Source organism: Nocardioides faecalis, assembly GCF_018388425.1.
Lineage (GTDB): Bacteria > Actinomycetota > Actinomycetes > Propionibacteriales > Nocardioidaceae > Nocardioides > Nocardioides faecalis.
The window spans coordinates 3274375-3299259 of the sequence record NZ_CP074406.1 but is presented as its reverse complement, the minus strand read 5'-3'; the positions used below and the strand labels follow the sequence as shown (position 1 = coordinate 3299259).

The 24885-nt window shown below is 72.9% G+C and carries 23 protein-coding genes; 12 read left to right on the top strand and 11 right to left on the bottom strand.

Annotated elements, in window-relative coordinates; genetic code table 11:
• Positions 1-56: 56 nt before the first annotated feature.
• Positions 57-1511 carry a sugar transferase gene (locus KG111_RS15535; protein WP_205289682.1) on the bottom strand — a complete coding sequence of 485 codons (1455 nt, stop codon included), beginning with the start codon at positions 1509-1511 and terminating at the stop codon, positions 57-59.
• Positions 1512-1691: 180 nt separating this feature from the next.
• Between KG111_RS15535 and galE the strand changes: the two genes are divergently transcribed.
• The 10 genes from galE to KG111_RS15485 all read left to right on the top strand — a co-directional run bounded on the left by galE (position 1692) and on the right by KG111_RS15485 (position 9615).
• The gene (gene galE / locus KG111_RS15530; RefSeq protein ID WP_205289681.1) at positions 1692-2696 is read left to right on the top strand and encodes a UDP-glucose 4-epimerase GalE; all 1005 of its coding nucleotides are present in this window, start codon (positions 1692-1694) and stop codon (positions 2694-2696) included.
• On the top strand, positions 2693-3541 hold the full coding sequence (locus KG111_RS15525; protein WP_205289680.1) for an N-acetylmuramoyl-L-alanine amidase family protein: 849 nt from the start codon (positions 2693-2695) through the stop codon (positions 3539-3541). Before galE ends, KG111_RS15525 begins: the two co-directional genes overlap by 4 nt.
• A 287-nt stretch (positions 3542-3828) precedes the next feature.
• A complete protein-coding gene (locus KG111_RS15520; protein ID WP_205289679.1) occupies positions 3829-4725 on the top strand; it encodes a glucosyl-3-phosphoglycerate synthase in 897 nt (298 codons plus the stop codon).
• Complete coding sequence (gene folP / locus KG111_RS15515; protein ID WP_205289678.1) at positions 4716-5594, top strand: dihydropteroate synthase; 879 nt, start codon at positions 4716-4718, stop codon at positions 5592-5594. The genes KG111_RS15520 and folP overlap by 10 nt, the downstream gene beginning before the upstream one ends.
• Positions 5591-6091: a class III extradiol ring-cleavage dioxygenase family protein gene (locus KG111_RS15510; RefSeq protein ID WP_249666167.1), complete on the top strand. Its 501-nt coding sequence runs from the start codon at positions 5591-5593 to the stop codon at positions 6089-6091. Before folP ends, KG111_RS15510 begins: the two co-directional genes overlap by 4 nt.
• A 219-nt stretch (positions 6092-6310) precedes the next feature.
• Positions 6311-6886, top strand: coding sequence for a rhomboid family intramembrane serine protease (locus KG111_RS15505; RefSeq protein WP_249666166.1), 576 nt, complete (start codon positions 6311-6313; stop codon positions 6884-6886).
• On the top strand, positions 6883-7260 hold the full coding sequence (locus tag KG111_RS15500; protein WP_205289676.1) for a VanZ family protein: 378 nt from the start codon (positions 6883-6885) through the stop codon (positions 7258-7260). Before KG111_RS15505 ends, KG111_RS15500 begins: the two co-directional genes overlap by 4 nt.
• 60 nt (positions 7261-7320) lie before the next feature.
• Positions 7321-8052, top strand: a complete 732-nt coding sequence (locus tag KG111_RS15495; protein WP_205289675.1) for a SatD family protein — start codon at positions 7321-7323, stop codon at positions 8050-8052.
• Entirely contained in the window at positions 8049-8789 is a 741-nt protein-coding gene (locus KG111_RS15490; RefSeq protein WP_205289674.1) for a hypothetical protein, read from the top strand. Before KG111_RS15495 ends, KG111_RS15490 begins: the two co-directional genes overlap by 4 nt.
• Before the next feature lie 43 nt (positions 8790-8832).
• Positions 8833-9615: an enoyl-CoA hydratase-related protein gene (locus KG111_RS15485; RefSeq protein ID WP_205289673.1), complete on the top strand. Its 783-nt coding sequence runs from the start codon at positions 8833-8835 to the stop codon at positions 9613-9615.
• A 101-nt stretch (positions 9616-9716) separates the two neighbouring features.
• Here the strand turns inward: KG111_RS15485 and KG111_RS15480 are convergent, their stop codons facing one another.
• Positions 9717-10733: a TIGR03617 family F420-dependent LLM class oxidoreductase gene (locus tag KG111_RS15480; RefSeq protein ID WP_205289672.1), complete on the bottom strand. Its 1017-nt coding sequence runs from the start codon at positions 10731-10733 to the stop codon at positions 9717-9719.
• 208 nt (positions 10734-10941) lie between these two features.
• On the opposite strand from KG111_RS15480, the gene KG111_RS15475 reads away from it, so the two are divergent.
• Positions 10942-11985: a hypothetical protein gene (locus KG111_RS15475; RefSeq protein ID WP_205289671.1), complete on the top strand. Its 1044-nt coding sequence runs from the start codon at positions 10942-10944 to the stop codon at positions 11983-11985.
• Positions 11986-12080: 95 nt separating this feature from the next.
• Here KG111_RS15475 and KG111_RS15470 read toward each other — a convergent pair whose 3' ends face one another.
• The 5 genes from KG111_RS15470 to KG111_RS15450 are packed head-to-tail and all read right to left on the bottom strand — an operon-like array spanning position 12081 to position 17925.
• The gene (locus KG111_RS15470; RefSeq protein WP_249666165.1) at positions 12081-13139 is read right to left on the bottom strand and encodes a LacI family DNA-binding transcriptional regulator; all 1059 of its coding nucleotides are present in this window, start codon (positions 13137-13139) and stop codon (positions 12081-12083) included.
• Positions 13140-13149: 10 nt separating this feature from the next.
• Positions 13150-14616, bottom strand: coding sequence for a GH1 family beta-glucosidase (locus tag KG111_RS15465; RefSeq protein WP_205289670.1), 1467 nt, complete (start codon positions 14614-14616; stop codon positions 13150-13152).
• Positions 14613-15464: a carbohydrate ABC transporter permease gene (locus KG111_RS15460; protein WP_205289669.1), complete on the bottom strand. Its 852-nt coding sequence runs from the start codon at positions 15462-15464 to the stop codon at positions 14613-14615. The genes KG111_RS15465 and KG111_RS15460 overlap by 4 nt, the downstream gene beginning before the upstream one ends.
• On the bottom strand, positions 15461-16582 hold the full coding sequence (locus tag KG111_RS15455) for a carbohydrate ABC transporter permease (protein WP_249666164.1): 1122 nt from the start codon (positions 16580-16582) through the stop codon (positions 15461-15463). Before KG111_RS15455 ends, KG111_RS15460 begins: the two co-directional genes overlap by 4 nt.
• Positions 16579-17925, bottom strand: a complete 1347-nt coding sequence (locus KG111_RS15450; protein WP_249666163.1) for an ABC transporter substrate-binding protein — start codon at positions 17923-17925, stop codon at positions 16579-16581. The genes KG111_RS15455 and KG111_RS15450 overlap by 4 nt, the downstream gene beginning before the upstream one ends.
• Positions 17926-18200: 275 nt before the next feature.
• Between KG111_RS15450 and KG111_RS15445 the strand changes: the two genes are divergently transcribed.
• The gene (locus KG111_RS15445; protein WP_205289668.1) at positions 18201-19310 is read left to right on the top strand and encodes an ABC transporter ATP-binding protein; all 1110 of its coding nucleotides are present in this window, start codon (positions 18201-18203) and stop codon (positions 19308-19310) included.
• A gap of 72 nt (positions 19311-19382) precedes the next feature.
• Here KG111_RS15445 and KG111_RS15440 read toward each other — a convergent pair whose 3' ends face one another.
• The 4 genes from KG111_RS15440 to KG111_RS15425 all read right to left on the bottom strand — a co-directional run bounded on the left by KG111_RS15440 (position 19383) and on the right by KG111_RS15425 (position 24567).
• Positions 19383-20132, bottom strand: a complete 750-nt coding sequence (locus KG111_RS15440) for an enoyl-CoA hydratase-related protein (RefSeq protein WP_205289667.1) — start codon at positions 20130-20132, stop codon at positions 19383-19385.
• The gene (locus tag KG111_RS15435) at positions 20132-21790 is read right to left on the bottom strand and encodes a fatty acyl-CoA synthetase (protein WP_205289666.1); all 1659 of its coding nucleotides are present in this window, start codon (positions 21788-21790) and stop codon (positions 20132-20134) included. The genes KG111_RS15440 and KG111_RS15435 overlap by 1 nt, the downstream gene beginning before the upstream one ends.
• A gap of 99 nt (positions 21791-21889) precedes the next feature.
• Positions 21890-22426, bottom strand: coding sequence for a TetR/AcrR family transcriptional regulator (locus KG111_RS15430; RefSeq protein WP_205289665.1), 537 nt, complete (start codon positions 22424-22426; stop codon positions 21890-21892).
• Complete coding sequence (locus KG111_RS15425; RefSeq protein WP_205289664.1) at positions 22423-24567, bottom strand: MFS transporter; 2145 nt, start codon at positions 24565-24567, stop codon at positions 22423-22425. The genes KG111_RS15430 and KG111_RS15425 overlap by 4 nt, the downstream gene beginning before the upstream one ends.
• Between the last annotated feature and the right edge of the window lie 318 nt (positions 24568-24885).

Genomic DNA, 24885 nt, shown 5'->3' with positions numbered 1-24885 from the left:
CGGAAGGAGGGGCAGCCGCTGCGTGTGCAGCATGCCGCCCCTTCCGTCCTTCTGGCTCAGTACGCCCCGCGAGAGCCGAAGACAGCGGTCACCGTGCGGAACAGGATCGCGATGTCCTGGATCATCGACCAGTTGTCCACGTAGTACACGTCCAGCCGCATGGCCTCCTGCGGCGTGAGGTCGTTCCGGCCGGAGACCTGCCACAAGCCGGTCATGCCGGGACGCACCAGGAGCCGGCGCTCCATGCCGCTCTCGTAGAGATCGACCTCCCGCTGCACCTGCGGCCGGGGACCCACCAGGCTCATGTCGCCGCGCAGCACGTTGAACAGCTGGGGCAGCTCGTCGACCGAGAACCGGCGCATCCACTTGCCCGGCTTGGTGATCCGCGGGTCGTCCTTCATCTTGAACAACAACGCGGCCTGGCCGGTCTTCTGCTGCAGCTTCTCCACCTGCGCCTCGGCGTCCACGACCATGGTGCGGAACTTCAGGCACTCGAACCGCTCGCTGTGCCGTCCGACCCGGTGGTGCTTGAACAGCAGCGGTCCTCGGTCGTGCAGCCAGATCTGCACTGCGGCGAAGAGGAAGACGGGCGACAGCAGGGTGATCAACGTCGCCGAGCCGACGACGTCGAAGACCCGCTTGCTGGCGCGGCCGGCGTGGGCCCAGCGGGCGTGTCCGACGTGGATCAGCGGCACCCCGCCCACGGGCCGGACGTTGATGCGCTCCTGGGAGATGTCGACCACGCTGGGCGCGATCACGACCTCGATGCCGTGCTGCTCCACCTCCCAGACGAGCCGCTTGACGTCCTCGCCCGAGCCGAGGACGCTGCCGGTCAGGAAGATGACGTCGGCGGCGTTCTGCTCGGCGACGTCGAGCAGGTCGGCGGCGGAGCCGAGCACCGGAACGCCCGCGGCGGTCTCCTCGAGCGACGACGCCGAGGGCGTCGTCACCACGGCTCCGATGACGCCGTAGCCCAGCCACGACTCACGGCTCAGCACGCGGCTGATCTCGTCGATGCGTTGCGGGGTGCCGGCGACGAGGACGCGCTCCTGGAGGTGGCCGCGTCGCCGCGCCCGGTGCAGCACCTTGCGCATCGCCAGGCGCACGCAGAGGAGCAGGACGAGCCCGGCGGCGAACGCGAGGAGGAAGAAGCCGCGGGACAGCTGGTACTTCGCCAGGAAGCAGCCGACGCCCAGGGCGCCGGCGGTGACGAACGTGGCGCGGACGACCCGCTTGAACTCGTCCGGCCCGGCACCGAGCACCTGGCGGTCGTACCCGCCGGCGATCCCGATCGCGGCCAACCACGCCGGCAGGGTCAGCACGCCGGCGACGCCGAGGCTCTCCTGCAGACCGGTAGGCGTGCTGAACACGGTCAGGCCGTGGCGGCCCCACAGCGCGATCAGACCCGCCGCGGCGAGCGCGACCAGGTCGAGGGCGAGCAGCGTGAGCGGGAGCCAGCGCAGGGCACGGCTCGGCTCGGAGGCGACCTTCTGCCGGGTTCGTTGCATCATTGTCATCGCGTGAGCTCCCCAGACTTCGGCGAGTGCTGCCGGGCCCCCACGACCGTGTGGCGCACAACTGATTGCTCACCCTACGGGCGGATCGCGGGCTGTGGAGGCGGTTTTTCCAAGCCTTTGCCCGAGTTACTGTCGCGTGCGTCACAGTGCGATAGGGCCACTACGCTCGGCCTCATGAAGGTCCTCGTCACCGGCGGCGCCGGCTATCTCGGCTCGATCACCGCGAAGGCGCTCGAACGCGCCGGGCACACGCCCGTCGTCCTCGACTCTTTCCTCTCCGGGCCGCGCGGCTACGTCGGTGATCGCATCGCGTACGAGGGCGACATCGCTGACCGCCACCTGCTCGGGCGTGTCGTCGCCGAGCACCCGGACCTCGAGGCCACGATCCACATGGCGGCGCGGATCGTCGTACCGGAGTCGGTGGAGCAGCCGTACGAGTACTACCGCGACAACGTGGCGAAGTCGCTGGAGATGTTCGACGCGCTGACCGCGCTCGGCAAGCCGCGGATCATCTTCTCCTCCACCGCCTCCCTCTATGCGCTCACGCCGCAGTTCGAGGTCACCGAGGAGGACCCGGTCGATCCGACGTCGCCGTACGCGCGGACCAAGCGGATGATGGAGATGATGCTGGAGGACCTGGCGAAGGCCACCTCGCTGCGCGCGATCATCCTGCGCTACTTCAACCCGATCGGCGCCGACCCCGACCTGGAGACCGGCTACCACCTGCGCGACGCCACGCACGTCGTGCCGCTGATGGCGCAGGCGGCCCTGGGGCAGCGGGAGGCGTTCACGCTGACCGGCACCGACCACCCCACCCGCGACGGCACCGGCATCCGCGACTACATCCACGTCTGGGACCTGGCGCGGGCGCACGTGCGCGCCGTCGAGGAGTTCGACAACGTGCTCGCCAAGGTGGGCGCGCCCTACACGTACCTCAACCTCGGGGGCGGCCACGGCGTCACCGTGCGCGAGCTGCTCGCCGCCGTGGAGCGCGTCGTCGGGCGGCCCATCCCCGTCGTCGAGGCGCCGGCGCGGCCCGGTGACGCCGCAGGTGCGTACGCGAACGCCGACAAGGCCGCCGAGCTGCTGGGTTGGCGCACCGAGCTGTCGCTCGACGAGGCCATTGCCTCTGCCCTGGCGTGGGGGGAGAAGCGGCAGGACGTGCTCGGCTACCCGTGACCGTCCGGCTTCTTCCAGGGGCAGCGGCCGCGGCGCTCGCGTTGTCGGTGCTGGCGGCCGGGTGCGGGGACGGCGGTACGACCCGTGATCACGCCGCGACGCCCTCGGTCGCGCCCGGTGCGGGCGCGCCGGCCTCGGGCAGTGCTGCGCCGCCCACCGCGCCGAAGCCGCTCGCCGGCAAGGTCGTCGTGCTCGACCCCGGCCACCAGCTCGGCAACCGCAACCACGCAGCGCGGATCAACGCACCCGTCGACGCCGGTGAGTTCACCAAGCCGTGCAACACCACGGGCACCGCCACGGACGCGGGCTACCCGGAGGCGACCTTCACCTGGGAGGTCGCGGGGGAGGCGAAGCGGATGCTGCGCCGCCTGGGCGCCCGGGTGCTGCTGACGCGGACGTCCAACAGTGACGAGGCCTGGGGGCCGTGCCTCGACGTCCGCGGCACGATCGGCAACCCCGGCGCCGCCGGGCCCACCGCGGACCTGCGGATCAGCATCCACGCCGACGGCGTGACGGCCCCCGGCGCGCGGGGCTTCCACGTCATCGCGCCCGGCGCCCGAACCGGACGGGCCGCGGACCTCGTCGCGCCCTCGCGCCGGCTCGCCGAGCAGGTCCGGGACGCCCTGGTGCGCGCCGGGTTCTCGCGGTCGACGTACACGGGGTCCGGCGGCATCGCCGTCCGGGACGACCTGGGCACGCTCAACCACTCCGCGGTGCCCGCCGTGATGGTGGAGCTGGCCAACATGCGCCACCCCGGCGACGCGGAGCTGGTCGCCGACGCCCGCGTGCGGGCCCGCTACGCCCGCGCCCTGGTGCGCGCCGTCCGCGGTTACCTGGCCTCCTGATCCCCAGAACTGGCGACTTTGTCCTGCGTGGGGCCACATCACCTGACACTCCCGTCCCGAGCCGCAAGCATCGGGGCATGCGCCGACGGCTTCGCAGATGGCAACGCGCCCGGCAGTGCCGACAGAAGTACGGCCGCGGGAACTGCCCACACCTGGAACGGCACTCGCCGCGCCCGAGCACGGCTGAGCGCGCCTGAGCGCTGAGGGCGCGAGCCGCCGCTCAGCCCCGGCTGGTGCCGGAGGATGCAGCGCATCCTGCGCCGGAGGGGGCCGGTAGGTTGCCGGGCATGGGGATCCGCGCCGCCCACTGGGACGACTGGACCCTGGAGCGGCTCCTGGACGCCAAGGCCGAGCAGCGCCAGCGGGTCAGCCTTGTCGTACCGGCGCGCAACGAGGCGGCCACCGTCGGCGACGTCGTCACCCGGGTCCGCGAGACGCTGATGGAGACCGTCGACCTCGTCGACGAGATCGTGGTCATCGACTCCGACTCCGTCGACGACACCTACGCCGTGGCCACCTCCGCTGGCGCCCGGGTGCACCGCGCCGCCGAGATCCGCCCCGACCTCGGCACCCACCCCGGCAAGGGCGAGGCGATGTGGAAGTCGCTGTTCGTCACCACCGGCGACCTGGTGGTGTTCATGGACGCCGACCTGCACGACTGGGACACCCACTTCGTGCCCGGCCTGCTCGGGCCGCTGCTCACCGACCCCGCCGTGCAGCTGGTCAAGGGCTTCTACGACCGGCCCGGCGCCGACGGGCCGCTCGAGGGCGGCCGGGTCACCGAGCTCGTCGCCCGGCCCCTGATCGCGCTGCTCTTCCCCTCGCTGGGAGAGCTGGTGCAGCCGCTCGCGGGGGAGTGGGCGGTACGACGCGACTGGTTCGCCTCGCTGTCCGTGCCCACCGGCTACGCCGTCGAGCTCGCCGCCCTCGTCGACACCGTCCGTGCCCGCGGACCCGAGGCGATCGCGCAGGTCGGGCTCGGGACCCGCGCCCACCGGCACCAGGCGCTGCGGGACCTCGGCGGGATGGCCACCCAGATCCTCGCCGCCGCGCTGGCGCGCGCCGGCTCGGCCGCCATCTCGGCCACCGGGGACGTGGTGCTGCGGCAGTACCTGCGAGGGTTGGAGCCGCTCGAGCGCGCCGTACCGGTCCTCGAGCGGGAACCTGCGGAGGGATGGCTGTGACCTTGAGGCTCGGGCGCCACGCGTTCGCCGACGAGGCGACGTTGATGATGGCGATCGTCAACCGGACCCCGGACTCGTTCTTCGACCAGGGCGCGACCTGGGCCGAGGACGCCGCGTTCGCGCGCGTCGCCGAGGTCGTCGCCCAGGGCGCCGAGATCGTCGACATCGGCGGCATCAAGGCCGCCCCCGGCGTCGAGATCTCCCCGGCCGAGGAGAAGGCACGGGTCGTGGACTTCGTGGCGCGGGTGCGGGAGTCCTTCCCGGGGTTGGTGATCTCCGTCGACACCTGGCGCGCCGAGGTCGGCGACGCCGTCTGCGCTGCCGGCGCCGATGTCCTCAACGACGCCTGGGGCGGCGCCGACCCCGAGCTCGTCGACGTCGCCGCGCAGCACGACGCCGCGATCATCTGCACCCACACCGGCGGCGTGACGCCGCGGACCCGGCCCTACCGGATCAGCTACGACGGCCCCGGCGGCGTCGTCGCCGCCGCGATCGCCGACACCACCGCGTACGCCGAGCGGGCGCTGGCCGCCGGCGTCGCGGCTGAGTCCATCGTCATCGACCCCGCCCACGACTTCGGCAAGAACACCTTCCACTCCCTCGAGCTCACCCGCCGCCTCGGCGAGATGGTCGCCACCGGCTGGCCCGTGCTGGTCTCGCTGTCCAACAAGGACTTCGTCGGCGAGACCCTCGGCCTGCCGGTGGGGGAGCGGTTGGTGGGGACCCTGGCCGCGACGTCGGTGTGCGCCCTCGCCGGCGCCCGGATCTATCGCGTGCACCAGGTCGTCGAGACCCGCCAGACCGTCGACATGGTGTGCAGCATCGCCGGACGGCGGCCGCCGCTGCGCGCGATCCGGGGGCTGCAGTGAGCACCCCCACCCCTGCCGCGATCCCGGTCGCGCTCGTGCCCGGTGTGCGGGCGCTGCTGCCCGAGAACGCCTCCCTGACGGACCCCGTCGCCGACCTGCGGGCCGCGTGCCTGACCGCCGTCGCCCGGCTCGGGTCGCGGGTGCGGGTGCACGCCTCCGATGCGGGTGGGGAGAAGGTGGCGGCGGTGTTGTTGGCGGCGGTGGGTGCTGAGTCGGCGGGTGCCGATGCGGCCGATGCCGTCACCGGGGTGCTCGTGGTCGGCAACGGCTCCGCCAAGCGCAGCGAGAAGGCGCCCGGGCACCTCGACGACCGCGCCGCCGGCTTCGATGCCGCGCTCGCCGCCGACCTCGGCTCCGCCGACCCCGCGCTGGCCGCAGAGCTGTGGGCGGACACCGGGGCGTTGGGCGTGCTCGCCGGGCGCTCGATCGCCGAGGCCGACGTGCTCTACGACGACGATCCGTACGGCGTGCAGTACTGGGTCGCCGTCTGGGGCTGAGCGCCCGACGCGGCCAGGTCGGGGCGGCCAGGTCGGGTCGGCCAGGTCGGGGCGGCCAGGTCGGGTCGGCCAGGTCGGGTCGGCCAGGTCGGGGCGTCCCTGCAGACTGGGCGCATGGACACCCGCCGACAGCGCCCCGGACGACAGCGGCCTGGGCGACGGTGGTCTGGGGGACAGGGTTCGCGGGGGCAGCGGCCCGGGTGGCAGGTCGCGGGGGCGGTGGCGGTCGGGTTCGTCGTACTGCTGTGGGCGGTGGAGCTGCTCGACGGGTTGCTCGCGCACCGCCTCGACGGCTGGGGCATCCGCCCGCGCGACGCCGAGGGGCTCGGCGGGGTCCTCGCCGCGCCGCTGCTGCACGGCGGCTGGGACCACCTCGGCGCCAACACCGGACCGGCCCTCGTCCTCGGCTTCCTCGCCCTCGTCACCGGCCTGGTCCGCGGACTGGCCGCCACCGCCATCATCTGGCTCGCCAGCGGGCTGGCGGTGTGGCTGGTCGCCGGCAGCGACTCGGTGCACCTCGGTGCCTCCGGGCTGATCTTCGGCTGGATCACCTACTTGGCGGTACAGGGGTTCGTCGACCGCAAGCCCGGCGAGATCGTGCTCGGCATCGTCGTGCTGCTGATCTACGGCGGCGTGCTGTGGGGCGTGCTGCCCGGTCAGCCCGGCGTCTCCTGGCAGGGGCACCTGTTCGGAGCGCTTGCCGGGGTGCTGGCAGCGGTGCTGCTCAGTGAGCGGCGTGCGGGTGGGCGTGGTGGTGGGCGTGGTGTGCGGCGTGGTGTGGGTGGGCGCCGGTGAAGCCGTCCCTGCAGCATGCCTCGCTGTGGCTCGGGCTGTGGCTGGCGTCGTTGGTCGTGGTGGTCGCGCTCTCCCTCGGCTCGCCGCCGCCGGGGCCGGAGGTGCCCAATGCCGACAAGTGGCAGCACTTCCTGACCTACGGCGTGCTCGCCGCCGCGGCGGTGCAGGTGTTCCGGCGCGGTACGCCGCTGCTGCTCGCCTGCGCCGGTGTCGTGCTGCTCGGGATCGGCCTCGAGGTCGCGCAGGGCACGCTCACCGCGACCCGGCAGATGGACTGGCGCGACGCCGTGGCGAACACCGCCGGGGTGCTGCTCGGGGCGGCGACCGTGCTGACGCCGCTGCGCGACGTGCTGGTGCGTCGCGGCTGGATCTGAAGTTCCCACTTCTTTAGGAAAGGACTTAAGTTCACGGAAGTGTAGGTCTATGCTGAAGTGGTGTTCACCGTGATCGGCGACCTCGTCGGCTCCCGCCGGCTGCCCGACCGCGCCGCCGCACAGCGCCGGCTCGGCGACGTACTCACCGAGGTGAACGCCGCCCTGGCGCCCGCGCAGGACTTCGAGGCCACCATCGGCGACGAGTTCCAGGGCGCCACCGCCGACCTCGCCACCGCGCTGCTCGCCGGGCTGCTGATCCGGCTGCGGATGTTGGAGGTCGTCGACGTGCGCTGCGGGTACGGCGCCGGCGAGGTCACCGTGCACGACCCCTCGCGGCGACCGCTGCTGCAGGACGGGCCCGGCTGGTGGGCCGCCCGCGCCGCGATCGACGAGCTCGGGCGGCGGCGCGCTGCGCGCAGCTGGTACGACGCGGGGGAGTCCGTCGGGGAGTCCGCCGCGGCGGGGGCAGCGGCTGGGGGAGCGGCGGCGGCAGCGGCGGCGGTCGGGCAGGTCAACGCCTTCCTGCTCACCCGCGACGCCCTCGTCGACCGGCTCAGCGACCGCGGCCGCCGGCTCCTCGACGGCGCGCTGTGCGGCGCCACCCAGCGTGAGCTCGCCGAGCGGGAGGGCATCACCGAGGGGGCCGTCTCCCAGCAATTCGCCCGCGGTGTCGGGGCCGTGCGCGATGCTCACCTCGTGCTCGCCGCGGCGACGGGTACGTTCGGGACCTCGCAAGCCGGGGCCTCGTACACCGAGGTCTCGCAAGCCGAGGTGGTGGAAGGAGAGCGATGAGCCTGCTGGCGCTGGGTGCGTTCCTGGTCATCGTGGGGTTGTGCGACCTGCTGCGCGCCACCCGCGACCGGGTCAGCGCGACCCGGCGCACCGTGCTGATCGGCATCGGCTGGCTGCTCGTCCTCATCTTCCTGCTGTGGACCGGCGACTCCCTCGGCGGCGCCCTCCTGCTCGGGCTCGGCATGGGCCTCGGGCTGACCCTGTGGGTGATCGGCTCCTCTGCCGCCCTCGTCGCGCACGCGCTGGAGGCCCCGGTCTGGCGGGCGCTGGCCTTCGGTGGCCTCGGCCTCGGGGCGGCGGCCAGCCTGCTCGGCGCCGGCGCCCTGGAGGAATGGGTGCTGTGGCCCGGCTGGCTGCGCGACACCGTCTTCGCCACCTGGCCCGTCGCCGACGTCACCGTCTCCGCCGGCGCCGTCCTGCTCCAGCTCGCCACCGGCAACCTGCTCGTCCGGCTCGTCCTCGACGCCGTCGGCGTGCCCGCGATCACCAACGAGAAGAAGCTCAAGGGCGGGCGGCTGCTCGGACCCATGGAGCGGATCTTCATCGTCGGCCTCGGTCACATCGGTGAGGTCACCGCGGCCGCCATCGTCGTCGCCGCCAAGGGCCTGCTCCGCTTCCCCGACCTGCAGGCCGGGGCGAAGGAGGGACCCAGCGACCTGTCCGAGTACTTCCTCGTCGGCAGCTTCGCCTCCTGGCTCATCGGACTCGCCGGGGTGGCGCTGATCTACGTGGCGTGAGCGCTCGGCGGGGCGGCGGTGGGGACGTCGTACTCTTCGGGCCGTGACCGCTGAGCACCTGCTGATCGACCGTGACCGCCTCGCGCCCGGCGTGGTGGAGGTGACGTTCAACCGGCCCGAGCGCCGCAACGCCTTCACCAAGGCGATGTACGAGCGGATGCGGCAGCTGTGCGGCGAGCTCGCCGCCGACGACACGGCCCGGGTGCTGGTGCTGCGCGGCGCCGGCGGCAAGGCCTTCGCCGCCGGCAACGAGATCAGCGACTTCCTCGAGACCGACGCGGCGTCGTACGAACGGTGGATCGGTGAGCTGCTGCAGATGATCGCCGGCCTGCCGCAGGTCACCATCGCCGCCGTCGACGGCGTCTGCGTGGGCGGTGGGCTGGCGGTGGCCACGCACTGCGACCTGCGGGTGGCCACGACCGGCTCGCGGTTTGGGTACCCGATCGCGCGCACGCTGGGCAACGCGCTCTCCGCCTCCGTGGTCTACCGGTGCGCCAGCGTGTTCGGTGAGCCGCTGACCCGGGAGATGCTGCTGGCCTCCCGCCTGGTTTCGGCCGACCGGGCGTACGCCGTCGGTGCGCTGGTCGCCGCCGTCCCCGACGCCGAGGCGTTGGAGGCTGAGGTTGCCGCGCTCGTCACCGGCATCACCCAGGCCTCCCGGGTCACCCTGCAGGTGACCAAGTCGCAGCTGCTGGTTCGGGCTCGCGGTGCTGAGGCCGCACCCGCCGGCGAGGAGGAGCTGCTGCGCGAGGTCTACACCGGCCCCGACTTCGCCGAGGGAGTCCGGGCGTTCCTGGCGAAGGAGCAGCCCGCCTTCGGCCGCTGAGGCTTGCTTGCGCACCGCTTCCCAAGCAGATTTGTCCGATTTCGGCGGATTCTCGACAAAAACTCTTGGGAAGCGGAGCGCCCGAGCCGGCAGCACGACGCTCAGCCGGCCCCGTTCGCCAGCGCCACGGCCAGCGCGGCCACCTGATCCGGCGGCGCGTGGTAGCCGGGGAAGTAGCAGCACACCCGGTCCGCGAAGGCGCCGAAGCGACGCAGCAGCTCAGCCGCGCACTCCTCCGGGGTGCCGACGACGGCGAGGGTGTCCACCATGTCGTCGGTGACCAGCGCCATCATCGCCGCCACGTCGCCGAGCTTGGACAGCGCGTTGAGCTGCGGCTGCAGCTCGCCCCAGCCCTCGATGTCCAGCACGGAGCGGTAGGCGGGCGTGGAGCCGTAGAACGCCAGCAGCCCGCGGACCGCGGCGCGGGCGGTGAGGATCTCCTCCTCCGCACGCCCCATCGCCAGGATCGCCTGCGGCAGCACCGCGAAGTCCTCGGCACTGCGTCCGGCCAGCGCCAGGCCCTCGGCGACCGCCGGCATCGTGCGCTCCTGGATGTGCCGGTGGCTGTGGAACGGCATCACCAGCAGCCCGTCGGCCACCTCCGCGGCGGTGCGGGTCATCAGCGGGCCGAGCGCGCCGAGGAGGACCGGCGGGACGCCGTACGGGTTCGGGCCGGGCACGAACGTCGGCGGCATCAGCGTGTGCGTGGTGTGCTCGCCGCGGAACTCCAGCGGCGTGCCCTCCTGCCAGGCGGTGAGGATCGCCTTGACCGCACCCACGATCTCCCGCATCCGGGCCGCCGGTGGGGACCAGGTGGCGCCGTACCGCTTCTCGATGTGCGGCTTGATCTGCGAGCCCAGCCCGAGCCGGAACCGCCCGTGCGACATCAGCTGCAGGTCCCAGGCGGCGTGCGCCAGGTGCACGGGGGAGCGCGGCATCGCGATCGCCACGTTCGTCATCAGGTCGGTGTCCACGCGGCCCGCGACCGCGGCCAGCGGCAGGAACACGTCGTGCGGCCCCTCGAACGTGAACAGGCCCGCGGCGCCGGCCTCCGTCAGCTCGCGGGCGCTCGCCAGCGCCTCGTCGGGACGGCCGGTCAGCTGCAGGTCGAGGAGCATGCCTCCCATCAAAGCGCGTCGACGGGTCCACGTCGCCCCCATGTTGTCTTCGCCCGGCTCTGCTTCGGTTCCGCTTCGTCTCCGCTTTGTCTCCGCTTCCCAAGCGAATTCGTCGAGATCCGCCCGAAAACCGACAAAACCGCTTGGGGCGCGGCAACCCCTGTGGAGGAGCAGCACGCGCCCGGCCCGATGTGCCGATGCTGGGGTGATGGACCTGCAGATCAGCCGCCCCGGGATCGTCGTACCGTGTCGCGCGGACCCGCGCGGCCTCACCGGACCCACGCCCGGGCAGGCGCGGGGGCGCAGGTGGCGCACCACCTCGCCCGGCCGGTTCGTCCCGGCAGGGGTGTCCGCGGAGGACACGCTGCAGCGCATCGTCGAGGCGGCGGCCGGGGCGCCCGAGGGCTCCGCGGTCACCGGGTGGGCGGCGCTGTACTGGATGGGTGCGCGCTGGTTCCCCGGTCGCAGCACCGGCGGGGTGCCGCTGCCGGTGGAGATCTCGCTCGGTGACCGGGCCGCGATCACCGCCCGGCCCGGCGTGCGGCTGTGCTGGGACTGGCTGCTGTCCGGCGACGTGGTCGACGTCGCCGGGCTGCCGGTGACCCGGGCGGCGCGGAGCGTGACGTTCCTGGTGCGCCGCTGCCGTTCGCTCGAGGCGGCGGTGCAGGTGATCGACATGGCCGCCGCCGACGACCTGGTCTCGGTGGCCGAGGTGCTGGCGTACCTGGCGCGGATCGCCGGGCGCCCGCACACCCGACGGCTCCGGCACGCCCTCGAGCTCGCCGAGGAGAATGCCTGGTCGCCGATGGAGGTCACCTTGCGGCTGCGGTGGGTGCAGCGCCGCCGGGTCCGGCCCTTGTGCAACGCCCCGATCTTCGACCACCGCGGCCGCCACCTGCTTACCCCGGACCTGCTGGACCCCGTCGCCGGCGTCGTCGGGGAGTACGACGGCGCGGTGCACGAGCAGCGCGCGGTGCGGCGCCGCGACCTCGCCCGCGAGGAGATCTGCCGCGAGGTCGGCCTGCAGCTGGTCTCCATGATCTCCACCGACCTGCGCGACACCCGCGGCTTCGAGCGGCGCCTCGACGCGGCGTACGAACGGGCGGCGGCCGCGCAGGCGTCGTACCCGGGTCGTGAGCGGGCGTGGACGCTCGAGCGCCCCGACGGCTGGGTCGACACCTCGACCGTCGCGGCACGCCGGGCGCTGGGGGAGGAGGAACGGCAGCGCTGGCTGGGGTTCCGGGCGTCGTGAAGGCTTCCGAAGCTCCGCGCCCCAAGCGAATTCGTCGAGAAACGGCGAAATCTCGACAAATTCTCTTGGGAAGCGGTGCGGGCAGGAAGGGAGGCTCAGGCGCTGGCGCGGCGGATGAGTGAGGGAGGGAAGATGACCCGGATCGCGGAGCCGGCACGTTGGCCGTCGACCTGCTCGAGGAGGAGGCGGGCGGCGTGCTCGGCCATCTCGGCGATCGGGTTGCGCACGGTGGTCAGCGCGGGGGTGGTCCGCTCGGGGATGCCGAGGTCGTCGTACCCGACCACGGCGACGTCCTCGGGCACCCGCCGCCCGGCGTCGGCCAGCACCCGCAGCGCACCGGCGGCCATCAGGTCGGAGGCGACCACCAGGCCGTCGAAGCCGGCGTCGCGCGCCAGCAGCCGGCGCGCGGCGTCCTCCCCGCCGGCCTCGGTGAAGTCGCCGTGCTCGACCAGGTCGTCGGGCAGGCCCGCGGCGCGCAGCGCGCCCCGCCAGCCGGCCAGCCGGTCGTGGCCGGCGGCCATGTCGCTGGGCCCGGCGAGGTTGGCGATCCGGGTGCAGCCGCGCTCCACGAGCAGCTCGGTCGCCGCCCGGCCGCCGGCGACGTTGTCGGTGTCGACATAGGCCACCTTGTCCGCGCTCGTCAGCGGCCGGCCCACGAACACGCTCGGCAGGGACAGGTCCGCCAGCTGTTCGACCAGCCGGTCGTTGCGGTGGTGGGACACGACGATGGCGCCGTCCACGTGGCGCCCGGACAGGTAGCGCAGCATCCGCCGCTCCTCCTCCCCGGGCCGGGCGATCAGCAGCACCAGCTGCAGGTCGCGGGCGACCAGCACCCGGTTCACCCCGCGCAGGGTGTGCACGAAGAAGGGGTCGGAGAACACCCGCTCGTCGGGCTCGGGCACCACCAGCGCCACCGAGCCGGTACGACGCGTGACCAGGCTCCGGGCCGCGGGGTTGGGCGTGTACCCCAGCGTCGAGACGGCCGCCTGCACCGCGGCGAGGGCGTCGGCGGAGACCCGGTTGCCGCCGTTGATCGCCCGCGAGGCGGTCGCCCGGGACACCCCGGCCAGCCGCGCCACCTCATCGAGGGTCGGCGCGGTCCCGTTGCTCGCCCGCGGCACCTGGCCGTCGGCGGCGTTCGGGGGGCGGCTCACGCGGGGCACGCTAGCCCACGTCCGGCAGCCGGTTCGCGGCCGCTGCGCGGGCGAGGTAGCGGGCGCTGGCCTTCGGGATGCGCCGCTGCGTGGCGAAGTCGCAGTAGACGATGCCGAAGCGCTGCTCGTAGCCGTAGGCCCACTCGAAGTTGTCGATCAGCGACCACGCGAAGTAGCCGCGCACGTCCACCCCGTCGGCGAGCGCGGCGCGCACCGCCCGCAGGTGGGCGTCGAAGAACGCCACCCGCTCGGCGTCGTCCACGCACGCGGCACCGGTCTCGTCGACCCCGAGCACGTCGTCGTAGGCCGCGCCGTTCTCGGTGACGTAGACCGGCGGCAGGTCGTAGTCGCGGTCCAGCTCGACCAGCAGCCGGTGCAGGCCCTCGGGCTGCACCTCCCAGTCCAGCCCGGTCACCGGCAACCCGCGGCGCGGGAACACCAGGTCGTCCCCGCCCGGGAACGGGCTGCGGGTGGGTCGCTCCGGGTGCGCCACCCGCGAGCCGAGCAGGTCGCGCCCGGTGCTCGCGGCCCGGGTCGAGGGCGCGTCGCCGTGGTAGTAGTTCACGCCGAGGAAGTCCAGCGGCGCACCGATCAGCTCCAGGTCGCCGTCGACCACGAACTCCTGCCAGGTGCGCCCGCGCCACGTCATCCCCTCGGTGTGCGCGGCCAGCCCGTCGTCGTACTTGCCGCGCAGCAGCGGGTCGAGGAACACCCGGTTCCACAGCTGGTCCACCCGGGTGGCGGCGGCGACGTCGCCGGGGTCGGCGGCGTCGTACGGCTCGGCGACGGTGAGGTTGAGCGTGATGCCCAGCTGGTGCTCGGGGGCGCGGGAGCGGATCTCGGTCACCGCCCGGCCGTGCGCGAGCAGCAGGTGGTGGGCGGCGACCACGCCGGCCACGCCCTCGGTGCGGCCCGGGGCGTGCTGGCCGCCGGTGTAGCCGAGGAAGGCGCTGCACCACGGCTCGTTGAACGTCGTCCAGTGCCGCACCCGGTCCCCGAGCGCGTCGTGCACGGTCAGCGCGTAGTCGGCGTAGCGCTCCACGGTGTCGCGGTTCAGCCAGCCGCCGGCGTCCTCGAGGGTCTGCGGCAGGTCCCAGTGGTAGAGCGTGACCCACGGCAGCACGTCGTGGGCCAGCAGCTCGTCGACCAGCCGGTCGTAGAAGGCGAGGCCCGCCGGGTTGGGGGCGCCGCCGTCGGGGCGCACCCGCGGCCAGGCGATGGAGAACCGGTAGCTGGCGAAGCCGAGCTCGCCCAGCAGCGCCACGTCGGCCGGCATCCGGTGGTAGTGGTCGCAGGCCACGTCGCCGGTGTCGCCGTTGCGCACCGCGCCGGGCAGGCGGGAGAACGTGTCCCAGATCGAGGCGGTCCGGCCGTCCTCGAACGCGGCCCCCTCGACCTGGTACGACGCGGTGGCCGCGCCCCACAGGAAGCCGGGCGGGAACTCGGCGGGGCGGGTGTCATCCGAGAGCGGGTTCATCCCTTGACGGCTCCTTGCATGATGCCGGCGACGAGGTGCCGCCCGGCGAGGACGAAGAGCAGGAGCAGCGGGATGGTCGACATCCCGGCTCCGGCGAGGACGAGGGCGTAGTCGGTGGTCTGTCCCTGCCCGGTCAGCGCGAGCCGGTCGAGGGCGATCTGCAGCGTCTCGGTCTGCTGCAGCGCGACCAGCGGCCACATGTAGTCGGTCCACACCTGCATGAAGGTGAACAGGAACAGGATCGCCATCGCCGGACGCGCCGCGGGGATCGCGACCGTCCAGAACGTGCGCAGCATCGTGCAGCCGTCCATCCGGGCGGCCTCGATGAGCTCGGTGGGTACGGCGTCGACGAGGTACTGGCGCATGAAGAACACCCCGAACGCGGTGACCAGCGTGGGCAGCGCGACCGCGAGCAGCGTGTCGAGCAGGCCGTAGTCGCGCATCAGGATGAACAGCGGCACGATCGCCAGCTGGGTGGGCACCGCCATCGTCATCACCACGAAGCCCATCAGCGCGTTGGAGCCGCGGAACTTCAGCTTGGCGAAGGCGTAGCCGGCCAGGGTGGAGAAGAACACCACGCTGGCCGCGCAGGCCGCGGAGACCAGGACGCTGTTGAGCATCGCGGACCAGAACTCCACGGTGTCCAGCACCCGGCGGGCGTTGGCCAGGAAGTGCCCGCCCGGCAGCAGCGGCGGCGGGAAGTTGTTGGCCTCGCCCTTGGTGTGCGAGCCGATCACGAACGACCAGTACAGCGGCAGCGCCGAGCCGAGCACGAACGCGACCAGCAGGCCGTAGACGAGGAAGCCGGGGTTGGTGCCGGTGCGCCCGGTGCGGGTCGTCGTACTCATGCCGCACTCCTGCGGGTCAGGAACCGGGTGATCGCGAAGTTGAGCAGCGCGATGGTGACGATGACCAGGAACAGCAGCCAGGCCGCGGCCGAGGCGCGTCCGTAGAACTGGTCCTCGATGCCCTTGACGTAGATGTAGAGCGTCGAGGTCATGTACTGGTGGTCCGGGCCGCCCTCGCGGTTCGGGGTGTCGTCGAAGAGTCGCGGCTCGGTGAAGATCTGCAGCCCGCCGATGGTGCTGGTGATGATCACGAAGATCATCGTCGGGCGGATCATCGGCAAGGTGACCGAGAAGAACTGCCGCACGCGGCCGGCGCCGTCGAGCGCGGCGGCCTCGTAGAGGTCGCGCGGCACGGCCTGCATCGCGGCCAGGAAGATCAACGCGTTGTAGCCGGTCCAGCGCCAGTTCACCATGCTGGCGATCGCGAGGTGGCTCCACCACCGCTCGACGTGCCAGCGGATCGGCTCCAGGCCGATGTACTCCAGGAACTGGTTGATCAGGCCGTAGCGGTCGGCGAAGAGGCTGCCGAAGATCAGTACGGCGGCCGTCGGCGCGACCACGAACGGCAGCAGCACGCTCATCCGCCAGAAGGTGCGCCCGCGCAGCCGGGTGTCGAGCAGCGCGGCGATGGTGACCGCGACGATCACCTGCGGCACCGAGGACATCAAGAAGATCGAGAACGTGTTGACCAGGGCCTTGAGGAAGACCGGGTCGTTGAGCACGAAGCGGTAGTTCTCCAGGCCGACGAAGTCGCCGCGCACGTAGTACGCCCGGTTCCAGTCGAACAGCGAGAGGTAGCCGGTGTAGAGCAGCGGGTAGAGCCCGACGAGCGCGAAGAGGATGAAGAACGGCGAGATGTAGAGGTACGGGCTGAGCTTGACGTCCCAGCGTGAGCGGCGCTGGCGACGCAGCAGCCGGCCCGAGGCGCGGACGACGCCCCGCCCGTCCGCCGGCCCACCCGGACCGCCCGGACCGTCCGGACCGTCCGGCCCGCCCGTGGGGGAGCCGCCGGCCCGGCCGGGCCCGGGGTCTCCGGGCCCGGCCGGGTGGTCCTGCCCCGCCGAGGACGCCGCGGTGGCGGCGGCGTCCCCGGCGGAGGCGAACGGCGGGGTGCTCACTGCAGTGCCGCCACCTCGTCGGTGAACTTCTTCCAGGAGGCGTCGGGGTCGGTGCCCTGGTCGACGCGGTTGATGGCGTCCTGGAACTTGCTGAGGATGTCGGAGTACAGCGGGCCGTGGTACGGCTGCACCTCGATCGCCGCGGCACGGTTGGAGAAGATCTCACCGGCCGGTGCGCCGTTGAAGTACTTGTCCGTGGCCTTGAGCAGCTCCGGGTCCTCCAGCGCCTCGGTCTGCGAGGGGAAGTTGCCGGTCAGGGAGAAGATCTTCAGCTGCTGCTCGGGTGCGGTGATCCAGGCGGCGAACTCCTTGGCCTCCTCCTGGTGCTTGGAGGTCTTCGGCACCGCGAGGTAGGAGCCGCCCCAGTTGCCGCCGCCGCCCGGGAACACGTCGGCGATGTCCCACTTCACGCCCTTGGGCGCGGGGTCGCCGGTGTTGTCGCGGATGTTGCTGCGCATCCAGCCCGGGCACGGGATGGTGGCGAAGCCGTCCTTCTTGAACCCCGCGCTCCAGTCGTCGCTCCACTGCGCGGCCTTGGTGGAGAGCTTCTCGGTGTGGCCCGCGACGGTCTCGTAGACGGCCTTGAGCTCGGGGTTGTCGACGTCGACGGTGTTGTCGGCCTTCTCGAACGGGAACTCGACCTGGTTCAGCATGGCCTGGGCGATGGAGCCCGAGGCGTCGTACCAGGCGCTGCCGGGGACCTTCGCGACGAACTTCTCGCCGAGGGCGAAGTAGTCGTCCCAGGTGCCCATCAGCGCGGCCACCTCCTCGCGGTCGGTGGGCAGCCCGGCCTTCTCGAACAGGTCGGCGCGGTAGCAGATCGCCTCCGGGCCGGCGTCGGTGGCGTAGCCGACCAGGGCGCCGTCGGGGGTGGTCGCGGCCTTCTCCTTGAAGTCGAGCCAGCGGCCCTTCACCTCCTCCGAGGACAGGTCGACCCAGCGCTCGGGGGCGGCGACGAGCGCGGGGATGAAGTCACCCTCGATCGCCACGACGTCCGGCAGGCCGCTGTTGGCCTGCAGGTTGGTGTTGAGCTCGTTCTTCCAGTCGTCCCACAGCGAGACCTTGGTCTGCTTGACCTGCTTGTCGGGGTTCGCGGCGTTCCACTCCTCGATCAGCGCGTCGTACCCGAACTCGCCGAAGGTGGTGATGGTCAGCGTCTCGCCCTTGCCGAGCTTCTGCTGATCGGCGGACTTGGTGGGGTCGTCGTCGGAACCGCACGCGGCGGTGGTGAGGACGAGGGCGGCGACGGCGGTGCCGGCGAACACGGTGCGGAACCGGCGGCGGGCACGGCTCGCGCCGGCGGTGGCGGATCGCGCTCGCGATCGGGGGTGGATGTTGCTCACGATGACACTCCTGGCTGCGCGGATGAGGCGGACCTGCCGCTCGGTGTGTGCCCTGGAGGTGTGAGAGCGCTTCCATGGCGTGCGGCCTCGTCACCATGACATGCGTCACATCGTGCGTCAAGGGTTGACTCGACGGCGGGCGGATCTGCCGTGGGAGACAGGTGGGAGCGCTTCCACTGGACGGCGTGGAAAACGTGACCTACTGTGACAGCGATCACCGCTTGTGAGCCGCGACGTCGAGCGCGACGTCGAGGTCGGGGCGAGAAGGAGCAGTCATGGCCGAGGTCCGGTTCGACCAGGCGACGTTCGCCTATCCCGGCGCGGAGACCCCGGCCGTCGACGCGCTCGACCTCACCGTCACCGACGGCGAGTTCATGGTGCTCGTCGGCCCGTCCGGGTGTGGCAAGTCCACCTCGCTGCGGATGCTCGCCGGGCTCGAGCCGGTCACCTCCGGGACGATCAGCATCGGCGGCATCGACGTCACCGACGTCGCCCCCAAGGACCGCGACATCGCGATGGTCTTCCAGACCTACGCGCTCTATCCGCACCTGTCGGTGGCCGACAACATGGCGTTCGCGCTCAAGATCGCCCGGGTGCCCCGGGCCGAGCGCCGGGCCCGGGTCGCCGAGGCCGCCAAGCTCCTCGACCTCGAGGCCGTGCTCGACCGCAAGCCCCGCGAGCTCTCCGGCGGCCAGCGCCAGCGCGTCGCGATGGGCCGTGCCATCGTGCGCCAGCCGCAGGTGTTCTGCATGGACGAGCCGCTGTCGAACCTCGACGCCAAGCTTCGCGTCTCCACCCGCACCCAGATCGCCGCGCTGCAGCGCCGCCTCGGCGTCACCACCGTCTACGTCACCCACGACCAGGTCGAGGCGATGACCATGGGCGACCGGGTCGCGGTGCTCAAGGACGGCGTGCTGCAGCAGGTCGACACCCCGCTCGGGCTCTTCGACCGCCCGGCCAACGCCTTCGTCGCCGGGTTCATCGGCTCACCCGCCATGAACCTGCTCGCCGGCAAGACCGCCGGGGACGGCGTCGCGGTCGTCGACGGCGTCGACTTCCCCATCCCGCGCGCCGCCGCAGCGGCCGCCTCCGGAGCGGTCACGCTCGGCGTGCGGCCCGAGGCGTGGCGCATCGCCGGCGCCGGTGAGGACGGCTTCCCGGTCACCGTGCAGGTGATCGAGGAGCTCGGCGCCGACTCCTACCTCTACGCCACCCCGCCCGGCATCACCCTGCGCGAACGGCCCGCGGGCGATCTCGTCCCGCAGGTCGTCGTACGGCTGGAGGAGCGGTCGGGCCTGCGCGCCGGGGAGCAGGTCCGGCTGCGCGTGGCCCCCGAGCGGGTGCACGTCTTCGACGGCGAGTCCGGGCTGCGGCTCGGCGCCTGAGACGCACCGCTTCCCAAGCGGATTTGTCGAGAATTCCAGGAATCGCGACAAATTCTCTTGGGAAGCGGAGCGTCAGCGGGCCCAGCGGGGCGGGCGCTTCTCGAAGAACGCCGCGACCCCCTCGAGCGGGTCGGGGGAGCGTACGACGGTCGCGATCGCCTTGTCGGTCGCGGTCCAACCGACCGCCTCGGCCGGGCCGCGGGCATCGGCCAGTGCGCCGAGGGAGGCGGAGACCGCGTCGGGGGAGTTGCGGGTGATCCGCTCCGCCAGCCCCCGGGCCGCGTCCAACGCCTGCCCGGCCGGCACCAGCCGGTTGATCATGCCGACCTCGTAGGCGCGGTGCGCGGCGATCGGGTCGCCGGTGAGCACCAGCTCGGCGGCGATCACCGGCGGCACCCGGTCGGGGGTGCGGAAGAGGCCGCCGCAGGTGGCGACCAGGCCGCGCGCCACCTCGGGCAGCCCGAACCGGGCCTCGGCGCCGGCGACCACCAGGTCGCACGACAGCACCACCTCCAGCCCACCGCCCAGCGCGGCGCCCTCGACCGCGGCGATCAGGGGCGTCGTACGACGCCGGCGGACCAGGCCGTACTCCCCACCGCGGTCCGTGGCCGGCGAGGCGGGCTCGTGCAGGTCGGTGCCGGCGCAGAAGACCGGGCCGTTGGCGGCCAGGATGCCGACGTGCAGGCTCGGGTCGTCGTCGAGCTCATCGAACGCCGCGGACAGCGCGTCGGTCAGCGCCCGGTCCAGCGCGTTGCGCTGCGCCGGCCGGTTCAACCTCAGCAGCAGGACACCGCCGGAGCGGGTCACCTCGAGGACACCCATCACGCCTCACCCGCCGCGAGGTCGGCGTGCGCGGCGCGCAGCTCACGCTTGAGGATCTTGCCGCTGGGGTTCTTCGGCAGCTCCTCGGCCAGGACGACGTACTTGGGCGCCTTGTAGCCGGCCAGCACGGTGCGGGCGTGCGCGATCAGGTCCTCGGCGGTCAGCATGGCCCCGACGCGGGGCACCACGACCGCGGCGACCGCCTCCACCCAGCGCGGGTGGCTGACGCCGAACACGGCGACCTCGGCGACGTCGGGGTGGGTGTAGAGCGCCTCCTCGACCTCGCGGCTGGCGACGTTCTCCCCGCCGGTCTTGATCATGTCCTTCTTGCGGTCCACCACGAACAGGTGACCGGTCTCGTCCAGGTAGCCCAGGTCGCCGGAGTGGAACCAGCCGCCCCGGAACGCCTCGGCGGTCTTGGCCTCGTCGCGGTAGTAGCCGAGCGTGGCGTGCGGGCTGCGGTGCACGATCTCCCCGACCACGCCGGCGGGCACCGGCTGGTCGGTGTCGTCGACCACGCGGGTCTCCACGTTGAGCACCGGCCGGCCCGCGGAGCCGGCGAAGGGCAGCTGCTCCTCGGGGCCCAGGATCGTGGCGACCGGCGACATCTCGGTCTGGCCGTAGAAGTTCCAGAGCGCTACGTCGGGCAGCCGCTCGGCGAGCTCGCGCAGCACCTCGACCGGCATCGCCGAGGCGCCGTAGTACCCCTTGCGCAGGCTGGACAGGTCGGTGGTGTCGAAGTCGGGGTGACGCAGCAGGGAGATCCACACCGTGGGCGGGGCGAAGAACTTGGTGACCTGGTGCTCGGCGATGGTGCGCAGCACCGTCGCCGGGTCGGGACCGGGCAGGATGATGCTGCTCGCGCCGAGGTAGACGTCGACGCCGAGGAAGCAGTCCAGCTGCGCGCAGTGGTACAGCGGCAGCGTGTGCAGCTCGACGTCGTCGGCGCTCATCGACCCGTCGATGACGCACGAGACGTACTGCCACATCAGCGCCCGGCTGCTCAGCAGCGCGCCCTTCGGCCGCGACTCGGTGCCGGAGGTGAACATCATCCGCACCGGGTCGTCGTCGCCGACCGCCACGTCCACGGGCGCGCCCTCGTGCTGCAGCCAGCCACTCAGGTCCTCCCAGCCGGACGGCGTCCCACCGGTGCCGGCCAGATCGATGACCTGCTTGGTGCGCACCTGCGGGTTCGCCGCCGCGGCGATCGCGGCGTCGGCGACGGCCACCAGCGTGTCCTCGGCGACCAGTCCGCTCGCGCCGGAGTGGTCGAGGATGAACGCGATCTCGTCGGCGCCCAGCATGAAGTTGATCGGCACCAGCACCAGCCCGGCGCGGGCCGCGGCGAAGCTGAGCACCGCGAACTGCCAGCAGTTGTGGCTCAGCAGCGCCAGCCGGCCGCCCTTGACGAACCCGGCGGCCACCAGCGCGGAGGCGGTGCGCTCGACGTGCGCCTCGAGCTCGGCGAAGGTCAGCGTGACGTCGCCGTCGCGGATCGCGAGCTTGTCGCCGACGCGCTGGGCGGTACGACGCGGCAGGTCGCCGAGCGCGTGCTGGCGGGCCGTGGCCACGGTCTGCGCGGTGCTGTCGGAGAGGCTGCCGGCCGGGTTGTCGGAGAGGGCGGCGGCGGCGCTGCCGGCGGGCTGGGTGCGGGTCATGGGTGCAGCCTAGGCAGGTCCGCGACCGGTGACCGGGGCCCGCGCCGGACCGCATCGGCCCGCGCCGGACCGCATCGGCCCGCGCCGGGCCCGTGCCGGTCAGTCGCCGTCGAGGAGCACCTGCACCGCGCGGCCGTAGGAGGCCCGCACCTCCGCGAGCGCACCGGTCGCCTCCGGCGCGGTGAACAGCCGCAGCGTGGTGGCCAGCCCGGAGAGCGCGGCCACCACGAGCTCGGCGCGCAGCCGCGCCCGGGGCCCGTCCAGCACGGCGGCCAGCGGGTCGACGTACTCGGCGAGGAAGCGGGTGCGGACCTCGTCGGGCTCCGGTCCGGTCAGCTGCAGCATCACCGCGCGGGCCAGGTGGTCGGGCACCTCGCGCTCGAGGCGCTCGACCAGCTGGTCCACGAGCGCGGCACCGAGCCGGTCGCGGGGCACCTGCGGCAGCGGAGGTGCGGTGACGGTGGCGGTGGCCAGGAACAGCTCGCGCTTGGTGCCGCACAGCTTCATCACCAGCGCGGGGGAGACCCCGGCGGCCGCGGCGATGTCCCGGATGGTGACCTGGTCGAACCCGCGGACGGCGAACAGCGCACGCGCCGCCTCGTCGATCGCGGCCCGGGAGTCGCCCGAGGTGTTCACGGCTGCGGTGTGCGCTGGCGGGTGCCCGGCTCGGGTTCGGAGCGGACCTCCGCCCCGGGCTCGGACGCCGGCTCCGACGCCGGCTCGGACGCCGGCGCGGCGCCCGGCCCGGGCGTCGGCTCGGACCGGGGGCGGGTGGCGGGCGGCGGGGACACGTTCAGCGGGGTGCCGAGGGCGAGGTTCACGTCGAAGGCGGCCTCCAGCACGCTCACCGGTCGCGCCCCGGTGGCACCGTCGGGGGAGAGCACGGTCAGCACGTAGCGGCCGTTGGCCGGGCGGAAGATCTCGTAGCGTCCCTCGTGGTCGGTGCGGACGCTGCCCACGGCCTCCCCGGAGTGGCGGGTCAGCACCACCAGCGCGTCGGGCACCGGTCGGTCCTCGCCGTCGGTGATGGTGCCGCTCAGCCGGCGTCGCTCGCGCAGCACCAGCGGTGGCAGCGGGCCCTTGTCGAGGCGCACCACCCGCGAGCGCGGCTGCCAGCGGTCCGCGGTGGTGACCACCAGGTAGTCGCCGGGCTCGGGGATGGCGGCGTTGAACCAGCCGTCGGAGTCGGCCTGGCCCCAGTCCACGGGCGCGCCGTCGGTGGTCAGCACGGTGACCACGGCGCTGCGGATCGGCTGCGCCTCGGCGTCGAGCACCTGCCCGCGCACCACGAGCACGGCGCGGCCGGCGCCGGTGGTGCGGGTGTGGTCGCCCTCGACGGCGTAGTCCCGCATCCGCAGCATCGGCACGCCGAGCAGCGTCGTACCGAGCGCGGCCGCGCAGGCCAGCCAGAGGATCACCTGCAACCCGCTCGGGCTGGGGTAGGTCTGCCCGGCCACGGTGATGACCGAGGCGGCGGTGATCGCGGCGGCGGCCGCGCTGGAGGTCGAGGTGCCCAGGGAGCGCAGCAGCACGTTGAGGCCGTTGGCCGAGGCGGTCTCGGTGACCGGTACGGCGCGCATGAGCAGGGTGGGCATCGCGCCGTAGACCAGCGCGGTGCCGATGCCGACGATGACCGAGCCGATGACCACCTGGGCGAGGTCGGCGCTGAAGAACACCCGGCCGGCGTAGGCGGCCGCCATGATGCCCGCGCCGGTGATCAGGGTGACCTGCGGTCCGGCGCGACGGGTCAGCCACGCCGAGACCGGCGCCATCAGGCCGAACGCCGCGGCGTTGGGCACCATCCACAGCCCGGTGTGCAGGACGTCCAGGCCCAGGCCGTAGCCGCTGGCCTTCGGCACCTGCAGGAACTGCGTGGTGACCAGCATGTTGGTGAACATCGCGAACCCGGCGAGCACCGAGCCGACGTTGACGATGAGCACTGCCGGCCGTGCGGCGACCCGTACGTCGACCAGCGGGCTCGGGGTGCGCAGCTCGAGCGGGATCCAGACCGCGAGCACGGCGATGCCACCGACGGCCAGCCCGAGGGTGATCGGCGAGCTCCACCCCCACTGCGCGCCCTTGGACAGTGCCAGCAGGATCGCGGTGAGGGCGGCCGTGAGCAGGAGCGCGCCGCGCAGGTCGAAGGTGCCGCGGGTGCGTACCGGGGACTCCGGCAGCAGCACCATCGCCGCCACCAGCAGCGCGCTGCCCACGGATCCGGTCACCCAGAAGATCGCGTGCCAGTCGAGGTGCTCGGCGATCAGCCCGGACAGCGGCAGCCCGGCGCCGGCGCCGATCGCCAGGGTCGCGCTCATCAGGGCCACGCCGAGCGGGACCCGCTCGCGCGGCAGCTCGTCGCGCATCATCGCGATGCCGACCGGCACCACCGCCATGCCCACGCCTTGCAGCGCCCGGGCCGCGATCAGCAGCGGCAGTGCCGTGCTGAGCGCGCCGAGCAGCGAGCCGATGACGGTGATCGCCAGGGTGATCGCCATCATCCGGCGCTTGCCGTACATGTCGGCCAGCCGGGAGACCGTCGGGGTGGCGACCGCGCCGCTGAGCAGGGTCGCGGTGACCAGCCAGGAGGCGCTGTCCGCGGTGGTGTCCAGGTAGTCCGGCAGCTTCGGCAGCAGCGGCAGCAGCAGGGTCTGCTGCAGCGAGACCACGATGCCGCACAGCGACAACGTGGTGACCACGACCGCCGGGCTGATGCGCGGCGCCGCGGGTTCGCTGGGGCGCGGGTCGGTCGTGGGAAGCGTCGGGGTGCGGGCGGCCACCGGGTCATGCCTTTCGGGTCGGGTGAGCTGTCGGCTCGGGAGGGGGGTGAACACGCGTTCACCCCGGGGGTCAGTGAACCACCGATCCCCAAACCTGTCGCCTCCTCGCCGAGTCCCCCACCGGGTCGAATCACCCACCGTGGTCGGTCGAATCACCCACTGTGGTCGCTCGAGTCGCCCCTCGTGGTCGACCGTCTCAGCCTTGAGCGCCCGGGCCCTCGGCGCCACGGTGCTTCGGGTCGGCGGCACCGTGTTCCGCTGGGCTGAAACGGTGTGGGATGGGCCACATCATTTTCCTACCCTCGGGCCATTCCGAGG

Coding starts and splice junctions, on each gene's coding strand:
- KG111_RS15535 (WP_205289682.1), bottom strand. CDS start 1,511: ATGATGCAACGAACCCGGCAGAAGGTCGCCTCCGAGCCGAGCCGTGCC.
- galE (WP_205289681.1), top strand. CDS start 1,692: ATGAAGGTCCTCGTCACCGGCGGCGCCGGCTATCTCGGCTCGATCACC.
- KG111_RS15520 (WP_205289679.1), top strand. CDS start 3,829: ATGGGGATCCGCGCCGCCCACTGGGACGACTGGACCCTGGAGCGGCTC.
- folP (WP_205289678.1), top strand. CDS start 4,716: ATGGCTGTGACCTTGAGGCTCGGGCGCCACGCGTTCGCCGACGAGGCG.
- KG111_RS15490 (WP_205289674.1), top strand. CDS start 8,049: ATGAGCCTGCTGGCGCTGGGTGCGTTCCTGGTCATCGTGGGGTTGTGC.
- KG111_RS15480 (WP_205289672.1), bottom strand. CDS start 10,733: ATGCTCCTCGACCTGCAGCTGACCGGCCGTCCCGACGAGGCGCTGGCG.
- KG111_RS15475 (WP_205289671.1), top strand. CDS start 10,942: ATGGACCTGCAGATCAGCCGCCCCGGGATCGTCGTACCGTGTCGCGCG.
- KG111_RS15465 (WP_205289670.1), bottom strand. CDS start 14,616: ATGAACCCGCTCTCGGATGACACCCGCCCCGCCGAGTTCCCGCCCGGC.
- KG111_RS15460 (WP_205289669.1), bottom strand. CDS start 15,464: ATGAGTACGACGACCCGCACCGGGCGCACCGGCACCAACCCCGGCTTC.
- KG111_RS15445 (WP_205289668.1), top strand. CDS start 18,201: ATGGCCGAGGTCCGGTTCGACCAGGCGACGTTCGCCTATCCCGGCGCG.
- KG111_RS15440 (WP_205289667.1), bottom strand. CDS start 20,132: ATGGGTGTCCTCGAGGTGACCCGCTCCGGCGGTGTCCTGCTGCTGAGG.
- KG111_RS15435 (WP_205289666.1), bottom strand. CDS start 21,790: ATGACCCGCACCCAGCCCGCCGGCAGCGCCGCCGCCGCCCTCTCCGAC.